This window comes from Halalkalibacter oceani (assembly GCF_023715705.1).
Lineage (GTDB): Bacteria > Bacillota > Bacilli > Bacillales > Bacillaceae_D > Halalkalibacter > Halalkalibacter oceani_A.
The window spans coordinates 90,885-104,810 of record NZ_JAMBOS010000005.1 but is presented as its reverse complement, the minus strand read 5'-3'; the positions used below and the strand labels follow the sequence as shown (position 1 = coordinate 104,810).

General features: G+C 47.9%; 15 protein-coding genes and 1 riboswitch. Of the genes, 12 read left to right on the top strand and 3 right to left on the bottom strand.

The features are described 5' to 3' along the window. The first annotated feature begins 9 nt into the window (after window positions 1-9). Window positions 10-744 carry a LarC family nickel insertion protein gene (locus M3212_RS06950; protein ID WP_251193234.1) on the top strand — a complete coding sequence of 245 codons (735 nt, stop codon included), beginning with the start codon at window positions 10-12 and terminating at the stop codon, window positions 742-744. On the opposite strand, the gene larC is transcribed toward M3212_RS06950, so the two are convergent. From larC to M3212_RS06935, 3 genes are all read right to left on the bottom strand, one after another. Next, the gene (larC, locus tag M3212_RS06945) at window positions 732-1,214 is read right to left on the bottom strand and encodes a nickel insertion protein (RefSeq protein WP_285874125.1); all 483 of its coding nucleotides are present in this window, start codon (window positions 1,212-1,214) and stop codon (window positions 732-734) included. The two genes, M3212_RS06950 and larC, sit on opposite strands and share 13 nt — an antisense overlap. A gap of 115 nt (window positions 1,215-1,329) precedes the next feature. Continuing rightward, the gene (locus tag M3212_RS06940) at window positions 1,330-1,656 is read right to left on the bottom strand and encodes a spore coat protein (RefSeq protein ID WP_251193233.1); all 327 of its coding nucleotides are present in this window, start codon (window positions 1,654-1,656) and stop codon (window positions 1,330-1,332) included. Between the two features lie 29 nt (window positions 1,657-1,685). Further along, on the bottom strand, window positions 1,686-1,964 hold the full coding sequence (locus tag M3212_RS06935) for a hypothetical protein (protein WP_251193232.1): 279 nt from the start codon (window positions 1,962-1,964) through the stop codon (window positions 1,686-1,688). 293 nt (window positions 1,965-2,257) lie between these two features. Between M3212_RS06935 and M3212_RS06930 the strand changes: the two genes are divergently transcribed. From M3212_RS06930 to sufC, 11 genes are all read left to right on the top strand, one after another. Continuing rightward, window positions 2,258-4,618, top strand: coding sequence for a 3-hydroxyacyl-CoA dehydrogenase/enoyl-CoA hydratase family protein (locus M3212_RS06930; protein ID WP_251193231.1), 2,361 nt, complete (start codon window positions 2,258-2,260; stop codon window positions 4,616-4,618). A 21-nt stretch (window positions 4,619-4,639) separates the two neighbouring features. Further along, window positions 4,640-5,818 carry an acetyl-CoA C-acetyltransferase gene (locus M3212_RS06925; RefSeq protein ID WP_251193230.1) on the top strand — a complete coding sequence of 393 codons (1,179 nt, stop codon included), beginning with the start codon at window positions 4,640-4,642 and terminating at the stop codon, window positions 5,816-5,818. 28 nt (window positions 5,819-5,846) lie between these two features. Continuing rightward, the gene (locus M3212_RS06920) at window positions 5,847-7,625 is read left to right on the top strand and encodes an acyl-CoA dehydrogenase family protein (RefSeq protein WP_251193229.1); all 1,779 of its coding nucleotides are present in this window, start codon (window positions 5,847-5,849) and stop codon (window positions 7,623-7,625) included. A gap of 371 nt (window positions 7,626-7,996) precedes the next feature. Continuing rightward, entirely contained in the window at window positions 7,997-8,353 is a 357-nt protein-coding gene (locus M3212_RS06915; RefSeq protein ID WP_251193228.1) for an arsenate reductase family protein, read from the top strand. A gap of 70 nt (window positions 8,354-8,423) precedes the next feature. After that, a complete protein-coding gene (gene gcvH, locus M3212_RS06910; protein WP_251193227.1) occupies window positions 8,424-8,810 on the top strand; it encodes a glycine cleavage system protein GcvH in 387 nt (128 codons plus the stop codon). A gap of 132 nt (window positions 8,811-8,942) precedes the next feature. Further along, a complete protein-coding gene (locus M3212_RS06905) occupies window positions 8,943-9,179 on the top strand; it encodes a YusG family protein (RefSeq protein WP_251193226.1) in 237 nt (78 codons plus the stop codon). Window positions 9,180-9,471: 292 nt separating this feature from the next. After that, window positions 9,472-9,569, top strand: a riboswitch (SAM riboswitch). A gap of 133 nt (window positions 9,570-9,702) precedes the next feature. After that, window positions 9,703-10,731 (top strand): methionine ABC transporter ATP-binding protein, encoded by a 1,029-nt coding sequence (locus tag M3212_RS06900; protein ID WP_251193225.1) that lies wholly within the window; start codon window positions 9,703-9,705, stop codon window positions 10,729-10,731. Beyond that, on the top strand, window positions 10,721-11,377 hold the full coding sequence (locus tag M3212_RS06895; protein WP_251193224.1) for a methionine ABC transporter permease: 657 nt from the start codon (window positions 10,721-10,723) through the stop codon (window positions 11,375-11,377). Before M3212_RS06900 ends, M3212_RS06895 begins: the two co-directional genes overlap by 11 nt. Before the next feature lie 17 nt (window positions 11,378-11,394). Beyond that, window positions 11,395-12,252, top strand: coding sequence for a MetQ/NlpA family ABC transporter substrate-binding protein (locus tag M3212_RS06890; protein WP_251193223.1), 858 nt, complete (start codon window positions 11,395-11,397; stop codon window positions 12,250-12,252). A 207-nt stretch (window positions 12,253-12,459) separates the two neighbouring features. Next, window positions 12,460-12,837 (top strand): carboxymuconolactone decarboxylase family protein, encoded by a 378-nt coding sequence (locus tag M3212_RS06885; protein WP_251193222.1) that lies wholly within the window; start codon window positions 12,460-12,462, stop codon window positions 12,835-12,837. Between the two features lie 272 nt (window positions 12,838-13,109). Continuing rightward, window positions 13,110-13,895, top strand: coding sequence for a Fe-S cluster assembly ATPase SufC (sufC, locus tag M3212_RS06880; protein WP_251193221.1), 786 nt, complete (start codon window positions 13,110-13,112; stop codon window positions 13,893-13,895). The last annotated feature ends 31 nt before the right edge of the window (window positions 13,896-13,926 follow it).

Genomic DNA, 13,926 nt, shown 5'->3' with positions numbered 1-13,926 from the left:
GTTAAGCAGATGAAAACGTTATACATTGATTGCAGCCTGTCCGGCATAAGCGGGGATATGACGATGGGAGCGTTAATCGATCTTGGCGCCGATGTGGCCGAGATTGAAGCAAAGCTGTCGAGCCTGCCGATTGAGCCGTTTACGTTAAAGGCTGAGGGCGTCATCAAAAAAGGAATCTACGCCCAGCAATTTAAAGTAGTGGAAAAGGAAGACGAGCGCGCGACAAATCATCGCCACTTCTCGACGATAAAAAAAATGATCGAAGAATGTGAAGCGCTTTCTGACAATGTCAAGCAGCTGAGCCTGCAAATTTTTCAGCCAATTGCCGAGGCGGAAGCAAAGATTCACCATTCTTCTTTAGAAAAGGTTCACTTTCATGAAGTCGGTGCCGTTGACTCCATTGTTGATATTGTCGGAACGGCACTCGCGCTGGAACAGCTTGGGATTGAAAAAATTGTCGCCGCTCCTGTCGTGGTCGGCTCGGGTACGATCCATATTGATCATGGCGTATATCCAATTCCAGCTCCGGCCACATTGGAAATGCTGACGGAGATCCCGGTCGAAAGCACGACGATCCGCGGTGAACTGACGACACCGACAGGCGCGGGAATCCTAAAAGGGATTGTCTCGGAATTTGGACCGATGCCGAGCATGACCGTGGAAAAGATCGGCTATGGAGCGGGTGAGAAGGATTTCCCGCACCATCCTAATGTCCTTCGTGCCGTGTTAGGTCAATCGCGCTGATAGCGGGGTAACTCCTTCCAAACAGCCTGGAAGACATGCTTGAGTGGAATCGCCGCTTCTTCTGCCAGACGCTTGCAATCGTCATACTCCGGCGCGGCCTGAACGACCTGACCGTTATGGAGGCCTTCCTTGATCGTCACAGCGCCCCAGGGAGTCTCAATCTGACGAAAGCGCCGTTCAAGCCGGTGAACGTGGAGCGGGTAATAGCGGACGCCGAGCGTTGTCGTTTCGGCGAAAATAAGCGTCTTTAGCTCGTCCAGCTTATTCTCGGCACAAAGAAGCTGCAGCATCACACCGGGCCGGTTTTTTTTCATATAGATCGGGATGTAAAAGACATCGTTCGCTCCTTTTTCGAGCAGTTTATCAAGTAAATGGCCAAGCCATTCGGGCGACATATCATCAAGATTAACTTCAAGCTTGATCATATGCTGATCGATATGTTCATCTTTATGGGAAAAGTCTAAGCGCAATGTGTCACATTCCTTTCGTAGCGTTCATCTTTTTGCCCTTAGTATAGCATGAGCCTGGGCCAGAAAGGCTGATTTTCACCTTTCTGACCCAGGCTTTTCATCTTAGTCCTTTTCTCTACTGCTGATAAGGAAATTGGTTGCTATATCCAGAAAACTGTTGGTACTCCTGAGACAGCTTTTGCTGGTCGGCTGCTTCAAGCGCATAGAACCCTTTACGGAACATCGTAGTATAGAGCTGGCGCTGGCAGTCCTGGGTTTCCTGGAAAATGCCTGCAATATCCTGATACAGCTGTTGATGGCTGGCTTCATTTAAAAAAATGCCGTAGCCGGAAGTCATATATTTCTCAGTCGACAGTTGGTCGTTGAGAAAGTCGCGCTCTGACATTTGCGGGGTTTTTGGAACTTGCATTTCCGGATTTTGAATCTTTTGCTGTTGATTCATGGAATAGCCTCCTCACGAATAGTGAAAAATTATTGAAGCGATGCAGCTTGCTGATTTGTCGCCTGCAGATGGTTCAAGATCTTTGTGTAATGACGCTGGTGCATTTGACCTGCTTGATCAAGGACCTGCTTAATTTCCTGGTCCTGACATTGTTCAGCAAAGAAGTGGGCTTTTTTCATCGCAAGTAAGTTCCAAGACAGCATATCTGTAAGATAGAGCTGATCCTTCGTTGAAATAACAGCCGGTGGCTCAGGCATAATCGGTTGCTGCTGATTGGCTTGAAATTGATTCATTTGCTGCTGTTGCATGAGAATCCCCCTTTGTTGTAACCTGCTGATAAAAGTACGATTTTTTACTTTTTTCAGCAGTTTTTCTTGTTGTCAAAGACATATCCGTTGGACGGATACATGTTATAGTGTGAAAAAAACGAGTGACATTTATCCAGTCAGTACGAGGAGTAAGTTCCAGTTATTAGCGAGGAAACAGGAGATTACATTTTTTTCAGAATCTTCCTTGCAAAACAGGCAGCATTCCGGTATCCTAAACTAAACTGAATGAGCATTCATTCAATCCGATCTAGCCTGCTCAAAAGGAGGATATGATGATGCGTCGTATTCGTAAAGCTGCAGTGATCGGCTCTGGTGTTATGGGCTCGGGAATTGCCGCCCATTTAGCCAACATTGGAATTCCGTCGATTCTGCTCGATATTGTTCCAGAAGAACTGACACCAATGGAGAAGAAGCATGGCGCCACACTTGCTGATCAAAGCGTGCGTAATCGCTACAGCCTTGAAGCAATCAACAAACTGCAAGGACAAAAACCGGCCCCTCTTGTCAGTAAACAACGTCTATCCTACATCGAACCAGGGAACCTCGAAGATGATTTGCATAAGCTGAAAACCGTTGACTGGATTATCGAAGCCGTCGTCGAAAATATTGATGTTAAAAAAGAGATCATGCGGATGATCGAGCCGGTGCGGAAGCAAGATGCCATTGTTACCTCGAATACATCCGGAATTTCAATTGAGGAAATAGCAGCCGGCTGTTCTGACGAGTTTTCTGCCCATTTTCTTGGTGCTCATTTTTTCAATCCCCCCAGATACTTACCTTTACTAGAACTCATTCCAACATCACGCACAAATGACGAAATCACGACTTTTATGAAAGCGTTTGCTGAAACGACACTCGGAAAAGGGGTTGTGTTATGTAAAGATACGCCCAATTTTATCGCTAACCGGATCGGGACATTTTCACTGCTCAGCACCGTCAACGAGATGCTTGCCAATGGATATTCGATTGGGGAAGTCGATTCGGTTACCGGACCTCTGCTTGGCCGGCCGAAAAGCGCGACCTTTCGCACGCTTGATGTTGTCGGCCTCGATACGTTTTTGCATGTGGCGCAAAACGTTACAAAGGTCGCCAGCGGCAGAGAACGCGAAGTTATGACACCGCCCGCTTTTATCCGGGAGATGGTTGACAAGGGCTGGATCGGCGCTAAGGCTGGGCAAGGCTTTTACAAAAAACAGGACGGCATTCTTGAAATTAACCCTCATACGCTTGAATACGAACGACGAAAGAAACTGCAGGCTCCGTCTGTTGAGCAGGCAAAGAAAGCAAAAAACGCACGGGAAAAGGTAAAGATGATGGCGGCTGCCGAGGATCGCGCCGGACGGCTCGTCTGGGCCATTCTCAAGCCTTTGCTGTTATTTTCGGCGGAAAAGGTTGATGAAATCGCCAATGAGATTCAATCAATTGATCAGGCGATGAAATGGGGGTTCGGCTGGGAGCTGGGTCCTTTTGAGATTTGGGATGCCCTCGGTGTTGCCGAAACTGTGACGCGGATGGAGAAGGAAGGCGAAACGGTACCCGATTGGATCAAGGAGATGCTCGATAAAGGTTTTGATCGTTTTTATCATGAGGACAGCTTTTACAATCAGGGACAGTATGAGCTACCGGCTGTATCAGAAAAAATCATTCATCTGCCAAAAGCGGATAAGCTGATTATGAAAAATGCCGGAGCGTCGCTTCATGATATTGGCGACGGGGTCGCCTTGCTGGAATTTCACTCTGAGACCAATTCAATCGGGCTTGATGCCATTCAGATGATCCGCAAGTCGATTGTCGAGGTGGAACAGAACTATCAGGGGCTTGTGATCGGCAATTACGGCAAAAACTTTTGTGTTGGCGCGAATTTGATGCTGCTGCTGATGGAAGCACAGGATGACAACTATCCGGAAATTGATTATGTCGTCCGGCAATTTCAGCAGGCATCCGCGGCGATTCGCTATGCCGCTGTTCCAGTTGTGACGGCGCCGTACGGGATGACGCTTGGCGGTGGTGCTGAAATATGCCTTCCGTCAGCGAGCATTCAAGCCGCATTGGAAACGTATATCGGCTTAGTCGAAGTCGGTGTCGGCCTGATTCCGGGAGGCGGTGGAAATAAGGAGCTGTATCTTCGTCAGCTGGAACGGCTCCCAACAGGAGTGAAGCTCGATCTGCAGCCAATCGCCAATGCTGTTTTTGAAACGGTCGCGATGGCGAAAGTATCCACCTCGGCCGAGGAAGCAAGAGAGATCGGGTTTTTCAGCGAACGTGATGATTGGGTTGCCAACCAGGCCTTCATCATTGCCGAAGCGAAGCGGCAGGCCATTCATCTGGCTGAAAAAGGCTACCGCCCTCCGCAAAAGCGGCCGATCCCCGTCGTCGGGGAAACCGGCTACGCGACGATGCTGCTCGGTGCCAAAGCGCTGAAAACCGGCGGGAGAATTTCTGAGCATGATGTAAAAATTGCCGATAAGCTCGCCTTTGTCATCGCCGGAGGACGGGTGGCAAAAGGCGCGTATGTCGATGAACAATATTTGCTTGACCTTGAACGCGAGGCTTTCCTAAGCCTGATCGGAGAACCGAAGACACAGCAGCGGATGCAGCATATGCTACTGAAAAGAAAACCGCTTCGCAATTAAAGGAGAAAGGAAGGATGGCATATGAAAGAGGCAGTTATTGTTGCCGGTGCACGGACGCCGGTCGGAAAAGCAAAGCGCGGGAGCCTTGCCGCTGTACGGCCCGATGACTTAGGCGCCTTAACCGTCGAGGAGACGTTAAAGCGGGCAAATCATTTCGATGCCGCTGACATTGATGATCTGATCATCGGCTGTGCGATGCCTGAGGCCGAGCAGGGGATGAATGTCGCGCGCACGATCGCGATGCTGGCCGGAATGCCGCATCACGTGCCGGCGATCACCGTGAATCGTTATTGCTCATCCGGCCTGCAAAGCATTGCGTTTGCGGCGGAAAAAATTATGCTCGGTCAGGCGAATGCGATCATCGCGGGAGGAGTCGAGTCGATGAGCATGATTCCGATGGGCGGTCATGTGATTGCCGCCAACCCCCGTCTGATCAGCGAACAGCCTGAGTATTATATGACAATGGGACATACGGCGGAGGAAGTCGCGCGCCGCTTTGGTGTTTCGCGCGAGGATCAGGATGCGTTTGCTGCTGAAAGTCATAAACGCGCCGGCGCTGCCCAGGAAGCGGGGCGGTTTAACGAGGAAATCATCGCCGTTGAGGGTGTTAAACGAGCCGTTGATCAGGAGCAGCTCGTCGAGGAACCGTTTACCTTTGCGGTTGATGAAGGGGTAAGGCGGGAGACGACTGTTGAGGTGCTCAAGCAGCTCAAACCGGTATTTCATCCAAAAGGGACTGTAACAGCCGGCAATGCTTCGCAAATGAGTGATGGAGCGGCGGCGGTCCTGGTGATGGAGAAAAATCAGGCCGTTGCCAGAGGGCTGAGTCCTGTCGTAAAGTTTCGTTCCTTTGCCGTGGCGGGCGTTGCCCCGGAAATCATGGGCATTGGCCCGGTAGAGGCAATTCCGAAGGCGGTAAGAATGGCCGGTTTGCAGCTGGAGGACATTGGGCTGTTCGAGTTGAACGAGGCGTTTGCCGCTCAGGCACTTCAAGTCATTCGCGAGCTGAAGCTTGATGAAGAAAAGGTCAATGTCAACGGCGGGGCGATTGCTCTCGGCCATCCGCTCGGTTGTACGGGAACAAAGCTGACGCTGACGTTAATGCATGAGATGAAGCGGCGCGGGCAGCAGTTTGGTGTTGTGACGATGTGTATTGGCGGCGGGATGGGAGCAGCCGGCGTATTTGAATTAATCGGCTAACTGGTAGCGAAAAAAGGAGGAGAAAACGATGGGGCAAACGTCGGATCGGACCGTGAAAGGCGGCAGCTTTTTAATTGAGGATGCGGCAGCAGATAGTTTCACTCCGGAGGATTTCACTGATGAACAAAAAATGATCGCCAAGCTGACGGCTGATTTTACCGTCAATGAAGTCGTACCGCTGCTCGATAAGATTGAGCAGCATGAATTCTCGCATACCATTCAGCTCCTGAAACAGGCAGGCGAGCTTGGCCTGCTCGGCGCTGACATTCCTGAGGAATATGGCGGCCTCGGGCTTGATAAAATCAGCTCGACCTTGATCGCCGAAAAACTGGCGCGTGGAGGCTCCTTTGCCTTAAGCCATGGCGCGCATGTCGGCATCGGCTCTTTGCCGATTGTCTTTTTCGGAAATGAACAGCAAAAGAAAAAGTATCTCCCTTCCTTGGCGACAGGAGAACGGATTGCCGCTTACGCATTAACTGAACCGAGCTCGGGATCGGATGCGCTCAGTGCGAAAACGACGGCGATGTTGAATGAAGCGGGGACACATTATGTAGTAAACGGGGAAAAGCAATGGATTACCAATTCAGCTTTTGCGGATCTTTTTATCGTTTATGCGCAAATCGATGGCAAGGCATTCTCCGCCTTTATCGTTGAGCGGGATTTCGAAGGGGTGAAGACAGGGGTAGAAGAGAAGAAGATGGGCATTAAAGGCTCTTCGACTCGGACTGTTATTTTGGAAAATGCCCAGGTGCCGAAGGAGAATTTGCTTGGAGAAGCGGGGAAAGGTCATCTGATCGCCTTCAACATTTTGAACATTGGACGATTTAAGCTTGGAGTCGGCTGTGTAGGCAGCGCCAAACGGGCGATTGAGCTGGCGGCAGGCTATGCAAACGAGCGAAAGCAATTCAACACGCCGATCGGCCGATTTCGCTTAATTCAGGAGAAGCTGGCGGAAATGGCGGTCGCGACATACGCGACAGAAAGCGCGGTCTATCGGACCGGGGGATTAATCGAGCAACGCTTCGGCAGCTTAACAGAGGAGGAGCAGAAAAGCGGGCGCGCTGTCGCAGGGGCGATCGCCGAATATGCGATTGAGTGCTCACTGAATAAAATTGCCGGCTCTGAGCTGCTTGATTTTGTTGTCGATGAGGCGGTGCAAATCCATGGCGGCTATGGGTATATGGCGGAATATGAAGTGGAACGGATGTATCGCGATTCACGAATTAACCGGATTTTTGAAGGGACGAATGAAATCAACCGGCTGCTCGTCCCCGGCACATTGCTGCGCAAAGCGATGAAAGGCGAGCTTCCCCTTTTGGAAAAAGCGGGAGCGCTGCAAGAGGAGCTTGTTCAGCTGCTTCCGGCCGAGGTCGGGTCAGGGCCGCTCGAACAGGAAAAGCAGCTGCTTTCAATGGCGAAGAAGATCTTTCTTTTTGTTGCGGGCCTGGGCGTTCAAACATACGGCGAAGCATTGCAGCAGGAGCAGGAGCTGCTTGCCAATGTCGCCGATATTGTCAATGATATTTATCAGATGGAGTCAGCTATTTTACGGACGGAAAAGGCACGAAGCGGGGCGAACGACAAAGGGGACCGGAAGCTGATCATGACGCAAATCTTCTGCCAGGAAGCGTTTCAGCGGATTGAGGGGCATGCGAAGGAATCTCTGATCATGATCGAGGAGGGCGATCAGCGGCGGATGCTGCTCGGTATTTTGCGCAAGCTAACACGGCACGAAGAGATTGATGTTGTAAAGAAAAAGCGTTTAATTGCCGCAGCGGTTCTCGAGGAGGGCGGATATATAAGCTAAGAGGCTTGAAAATAGAGTGAGACAGTCCTATTGGAAATGGCTGCTCTGCAAGGGGCCGGGACATAGCTAATGTGTTCACTACACTCTTCCTTTGGTCTCGGCTCGTTATGCAGGTGAAATCCCCTCTCTTCATAAGAGAGTGGCGTCGTCACTCATTGCGTTGGGGGTGGTCAAAAGGTGACAAAGGCCTTTATCCACTCCATTTCATTTTTTAAGCGGGCTTTAAAGTATGAAAGATCAGGAAAGTGGGACAATGTAGATGTAGCGAAAAGGAGTTGTCATAAGATTGAAAGAAAATGATAGGCAAAATCATTGTGCAAAAAAAGCAGATCGGCAATAATGAAAGCAGGCGTATCGAAAGGAGGGGTATGATGACGATTAGCTTCTACCACTATCCAAAATGTGGTACTTGCCGAAAAGCCAAAAAGTGGCTGGACGAGCATGGGATTGCCGTGAAAGACATACATATTGTCGATCATCCACCGACAAAAGATGAACTGGAAACAATGTGGAAGAAGAGTGGATTGGAATTAAAAAAGTTCTTTAACACAAGCGGACAAAAGTATCGCGAATTAGGTTTAAAGGACAAGCTTGCGGGAATGTCAGAGGATGAGGCGCTGGAACTTCTGGCCTCTGACGGGATGCTGATCAAGCGTCCGCTCACAACCGACGGAGAGAACGTAACCGTTGGATTCAAGGAAGAGCAATTTGAACAGGTTTGGCAATAATTCATTTTGTTTTATTGAAAAAGTAGGTATAATTAGAAAAAACAGTGGATCATGATGGAGGGATTTTTTTATGAGTAATTTACCGAACGAGTTAAAGTATTCCGAAGAGCATGAGTGGGTAAAAGTTGAAGGAGATAAAGTCCGTATCGGGATTACGGACTTCGCTCAGTCTGAGCTTGGTGACATCGTATTTGTCGAGCTTCCGGAAGTTGGAGACGAAATTGAAGCGGACGAGCCATTCGGCAGCGTTGAATCTGTCAAAACGGTGTCCGAGCTTTATGCTCCGGTAAGCGGCAAGGTTGTTGAGGTGAATGAAGAGCTTGATGATTCTCCTGAATTTGTCAATGAATCACCTTATGAAAAGGCGTGGATGATCGTTGTCGAGCCAAGCGATTCTTCAGAAATTGACAAGCTGATGTCAGCGGAGCAATACAAGGAAATGATTTCCGAGGACTAAAAGCGAGTTGTGCGGAGCTGGGATAAGCAGGTTGATGTTACCTGATGTCCCAGCTCTTTTTTCTTGTGCAGCGGCATCGAAAAATGAGGAAAGGGAATCATAACAGTAACTTCTGATAAGGAGGTTATGAACATGGGATTTGTCCGGGTCGATGTAACAGGGCAGGTAAAGGGAAAGTATGAAGCTGGAACGCTGAATCTTTACATTGGTGACACACAGATTGGAAAAGTGTTGGAGACAAGCCAAGGACTGGAACATGACATGTTCCGGGGCTATGAATTTGAGCAGGATAAAATTTATCGCTACGAGCAAGAAAACCCCGACCAGATTACTTCCTATGTCGACAACTGCGAAGAAGGCTGGTGTTAAAGGGTTGTATCAAAAGATCGCTTTACTTTTGACACAGCCCCAAGCAGTAAGCGAAGTCTGCGCAGAACGAAGCCACTGCCATGTTTTTTATCTGCAGTACGGCATCGCTATCCACTAAGGTATTTCCACCTGCCTGACTGGCGCCTACCATGATCTCTCCCTCTCTTAAATAGTTCCATTTTTCAGATAATATCTTCCATATCTTCCTTTTACATTGGAAAAAGCAAAAAGATTGACAAGTATTTTTTCTCCGTGCTATTATTTCATCATGCTAAAAGGAAGTATAATTTAGCTCTTATCGAGAGCGGTGGAGGGACTGGCCCTGTGAAACCCGGCAACCATACCAATGGTGCTAAATCCTGCAAAGCGGAATGCTTTGAAAGATGAGAGAGAGGCTCGTATTCACAACCTTTCTGTTCATTTGCTGATGCACAGGAGGGTTTTTCTTATGAGGAACGTTCTGCCATCCAGGAAACAAGTACTGTGCAAAAAGGAAGTTAAGTGATCGGAAAGGTGTGATTTGATGATTACGTTGCGCGATATTTATAAAGTTTTTCAGACGAAGGATGGTCCGGTCCGTGCGGTGGACGGGATTGATTTACAAATTAATGAAGGCGAGATATTTGGCGTCATCGGCTATAGCGGCGCCGGGAAAAGTACCTTGATCAGAATGGTCAATATGCTTGAGCGGCCGACTCAAGGGGAAGTGACAGTAGCCGGGCGAAATCTCTCACAGATGAGTAAGAAGGATTTACGGAAAGCGAGACAGGAAATCGGGATGATTTTTCAGCATTTTAATTTGCTCTGGTCTCGCACCGTGCGGGAAAACATCGCATTCCCGCTTGAAATCGCCGGAGTAAAAAAGCCGGAACGTGATCAGCGCGTTGATGAATTAATTAAACTTGTCGGGCTGGCTGGCAGAGAAGAAAGCTATCCTTCCCAGCTTAGTGGCGGTCAGAAGCAGCGGGTCGGGATCGCCAGGGCACTGGCCAATAATCCGAAGGTTCTTCTCTGTGATGAAGCGACATCCGCTTTAGATCCGAAAACAACTGATGCGATTCTCGATTTACTCGTTGACATTAATGAAAAGCTTGGATTGACGATTATTTTAATTACACATGAAATGCATGTTATCCGCAAAATCTGTCATCAGGTCGCCGTAATGGAGGCCGGCAAGGTGGTTGAGCAAGGACCAGTGCGTGACGTGTTTAGGAAGCCGAAAGAGGAAATGACAAAGGAATTTGTCAAACAAATAACCGAGCCGGAAGAAACAGCCGAAGCGATTTCGCATATGCTGGCGGATTCTCCTGAAGGGAAAGTTGTCCAGCTTACCTTTGTCGGTGAAGAAACGGAGCGCCCGCTTATTAGCCAGTTGATCCGTCAATTTGATATCGAGGTCAATATTGTTCAAGGGAAAATAACAAAAATCCAGGCGGGTTCATATGGAACTCTGTTTATTGCTCTTGACGGGAAACCCGAGCAAATTGAGGCGGCAATTGCCTTTATCAGCAGTAAGCAGGTTGAGGTGGAGGTGATATCGCATGTTGAATGAAGTGAAATGGGACGGGTTGTGGAACGCGACTGTTGAAACGGTTTATATGACCGGCATCTCAGTAGTGGCGACCTTCTTTCTCGGTATTATTCTCGGGTTGACTTTGTATTTAACAAGCAAAGGGAATCTGTGGGAAAACAGGTTCATCAATCAGCTGTTCAGCTTGTTTGTTAACGTTTTTCGCTCTATTCCATTCATTATATTGATTATTTTACTGATCCCGTTTACGCGTGCCCTGGTCGGTTCGATGCTTGGGGCAAACGCTGCCCTGCCGGCTTTAATCATTGGAGCGGCTCCTTTTTACGCACGGATGGTGGAAATTGCCCTGCGCGAAATCGATAAGGGAGTCATTGAAGCCTCGAAGGCAATGGGGGCTGGGAATTGGACGATTATCCGCAAGGTCCTGATCCCGGAAGCGATGCCGGCGTTAATCTCCGGTATTACTGTGACGGCGATCGCGCTCGTCAGTTATACGGCGATGGCCGGTGTGATCGGCGCCGGAGGGCTTGGACATTTTGCCTATTTGGAAGGGTTCCAGCGATCGAACAGTCAGATTACATTCGTGGCAACAATAGTCATCGTGATCATTGTCTTTATTATTCAATGGATCGGCGACTATTTTACCAATAAAACAGACAAACGATAACGAAGGGGGAAACAAAGATGAAAAAGTTTTTACACTTGATTGGAGCAGCAACATTGGCATTTTCCTTGGCAGCGTGCGGCAGCACCGATGAGGAAGCACCTGATACGGGAGCAGATGAGGCGGGCGAGCCTCAGGAGGAAGCTGTTACATTAAGCGTTGGGGCATCAGCCGTGCCGCATGCTGAAATTCTTGAAGCGGCGAAGCCGTTATTAGCAGAGGAAGGAATTGATCTTGAGATTGTGACCTTCCAGGACTATATTTTGCCAAACCACGCATTGCGTGACGGAGATATTGATGCAAACTATTTCCAGACACCGGGTTATTTAGACATGCAAATCGAAGAAAATGATTATGATTTTGTTAGTATCGGAGAGGTACACGCTGAACCGATCGGAATTTATTCGCAGGAGTACAGCAGCCTTGAGGAGCTTCCGGAAGGTGCGAACATTATTATGAGTGATTCAATTAGCGACCATGGCCGTATTTTGCCGATTTTTGAACGTGCCGGCTTAATTGAGCTTGATGTAGCGGAAGGTGAACTTGCTACAGTCGATAATATTGTCTTCAATCCGAAAAATCTTCGTTTCGGTGACACTCAGGTTGAAGCAAGAATGCTTGCTCCATCGTTTGAAAGCGGCGAAGGGGATGCCGTGGCAATTAATACGAATTATGCGCTGGAAGGCGGCATCGACATTGAACAGTACGGAATTGCTTTCGAAGGAGAAGATGTCCTTCAGCCGAACTTAATTGTTGTCCGGGCTGAGGATGAACAGCGTCCAGAAGTGCTGAAGCTCCTGGAGGTTCTACAATCCGAGGAAATCGCCCAGTTTATTTTAGAAACGTATAACGGGGCTGTTATTCCGGTTTCTCAATAACGTTAAATAAGAAGAAAGTGGGAGTGTGTCAAAAAAGGTGTTTCCTTTTTGTCACACTCCTTTCTTTGCTATACTACATTTCTAATTCTATGGGAATTTAATATGAGCGTTTATGCTTTAACGATCTGCATCAATCCGTCCCATCGCCGCGAATATTTAATGGCAATATACAAATAATAATGCCATTACAAAAGGAGGCTGAAAAGGATGGAGCAGCAACAGGAGAACAGTCCAATCGAAATGGCGCTACAGGATTATAAAGAAGGAATCGGTTTTTTTACCGAAAAAATGCCGCAAATCGCCAAGAAATACAATGCTTTCACTGAGGCCTGTTTTGCCAAGGGGAAGCTTTCCCAAAAGGAAAAACAGCTGATCGCGCTCGGCATCAGTATTTTTTCTCAGGATGAGTACTGCATTATTTACCATACAAAAGGCTGTCTCGATCAAGGCTGTGAAGAGGAAGAAATTCTTGAGGCTGTTGGCGTGACGGCTGCCTTTGGCGGAGGAGCGGCCTTAAGCCAGGCGGTGACGCTCGTGCAGGAGACGATTCGCGATCTTTCCGGGAAGGACAAGCAGGTTCAGTAAGCTAAAAAGAATTAAACCGCCTAAACTAAGATAGTAAGAGAAAACTGAGCGTGCGCAGGCTGCTCAGTTTTTTACATGAAGACTTATCTGTTTTTTGCCCACTATCTTAGTTGCAAAATGATGTCGGGGAATGTAAGGTAGAATCATTCACTTACCTTGAACTTATAATGGATTTGTTATAAGATTAGAATGAGAATAGATTGAGAATAAAACAAAAAAGATTCATCCTATCTTGAAGATAGATGAAGGAAAATACATTGGAGGTTATTGGTATGTCTGCACCATTTTTGAAGATTGAAGATTTACATGTAGCTGTTGAAGGCACTGAAATTTTGAAGGGGTTCAACCTTGAAATAAAAGGTGGAGAAATCCACGCAATTATGGGACCTAACGGAACCGGTAAATCAACATTGGCGTCGGCGATTATGGGTCATCCGAAGTATGAGATTACTTCCGGGTCTATTACCATGGACGGCGAGGATGTACTTGAAATGGAAGTTGATGAGCGGGCAAAGGCTGGTTTGTTTTTAGCGATGCAATACCCAAGTGAAATTAGTGGAATTACAAACGCGGACTTTTTACGCTCTGCGATCAATTCAAAGCGTGAAGAAGGCGACGAAATTTCGTTGATGAAATTTATCCGTCAGCTTGACGAGAAGATGGGTCTTCTTGAAATTGATGAATCATTCTCGCATCGTTATTTGAATGAAGGCTTCTCAGGCGGTGAGAAGAAGCGTAATGAAATTCTTCAGCTCTTAATGCTTGAGCCGAAAATTGCCATTCTTGATGAGATTGATTCAGGTTTGGATATCGATGCTCTTAAAGTCGTTTCTCAAGGCGTTAACGCGATGCGCGGTTCAGAATTCGGCTGTCTTATTATTACTCACTATCAACGCCTCCTTAACTATATTACACCTGATAAAGTACACGTTATGATGCAGGGACGCATTGTCAAGTCCGGCGGATCAGAGCTTGCGACACGCCTTGAAGCTGAAGGATATGACTGGATTAAAGAAGAGCTTGGCATTGAAGATGAACGTGTCAATCAGGAAGCGTAAGGATTCTTAAGTTTTAAAAGAAAACAGCAGA

What these genes read in the sequence shown, in the direction of transcription:
- M3212_RS06940 (WP_251193233.1), bottom strand. Translation starts at nt 1,656, where the DNA reads ATGAATCAACAGCAAAAGATTCAAAATCCGGAAATGCAAGTTCCAAAA.
- M3212_RS06915 (WP_251193228.1), top strand. Translation starts at nt 7,997, where the DNA reads ATGACGATTAGCTTCTACCACTATCCAAAATGTGGTACTTGCCGAAAA.
- gcvH (WP_251193227.1), top strand. Translation starts at nt 8,424, where the DNA reads ATGAGTAATTTACCGAACGAGTTAAAGTATTCCGAAGAGCATGAGTGG.
- M3212_RS06935 (WP_251193232.1), bottom strand. Translation starts at nt 1,964, where the DNA reads ATGCAACAGCAGCAAATGAATCAATTTCAAGCCAATCAGCAGCAACCG.
- M3212_RS06905 (WP_251193226.1), top strand. Translation starts at nt 8,943, where the DNA reads ATGGGATTTGTCCGGGTCGATGTAACAGGGCAGGTAAAGGGAAAGTAT.
- M3212_RS06925 (WP_251193230.1), top strand. Translation starts at nt 4,640, where the DNA reads ATGAAAGAGGCAGTTATTGTTGCCGGTGCACGGACGCCGGTCGGAAAA.
- M3212_RS06890 (WP_251193223.1), top strand. Translation starts at nt 11,395, where the DNA reads ATGAAAAAGTTTTTACACTTGATTGGAGCAGCAACATTGGCATTTTCC.
- M3212_RS06895 (WP_251193224.1), top strand. Translation starts at nt 10,721, where the DNA reads ATGTTGAATGAAGTGAAATGGGACGGGTTGTGGAACGCGACTGTTGAA.
- M3212_RS06920 (WP_251193229.1), top strand. Translation starts at nt 5,847, where the DNA reads ATGGGGCAAACGTCGGATCGGACCGTGAAAGGCGGCAGCTTTTTAATT.
- sufC (WP_251193221.1), top strand. Translation starts at nt 13,110, where the DNA reads ATGTCTGCACCATTTTTGAAGATTGAAGATTTACATGTAGCTGTTGAA.
- M3212_RS06900 (WP_251193225.1), top strand. Translation starts at nt 9,703, where the DNA reads ATGATTACGTTGCGCGATATTTATAAAGTTTTTCAGACGAAGGATGGT.
- M3212_RS06930 (WP_251193231.1), top strand. Translation starts at nt 2,258, where the DNA reads ATGATGCGTCGTATTCGTAAAGCTGCAGTGATCGGCTCTGGTGTTATG.
- M3212_RS06885 (WP_251193222.1), top strand. Translation starts at nt 12,460, where the DNA reads ATGGAGCAGCAACAGGAGAACAGTCCAATCGAAATGGCGCTACAGGAT.
- M3212_RS06950 (WP_251193234.1), top strand. Translation starts at nt 10, where the DNA reads ATGAAAACGTTATACATTGATTGCAGCCTGTCCGGCATAAGCGGGGAT.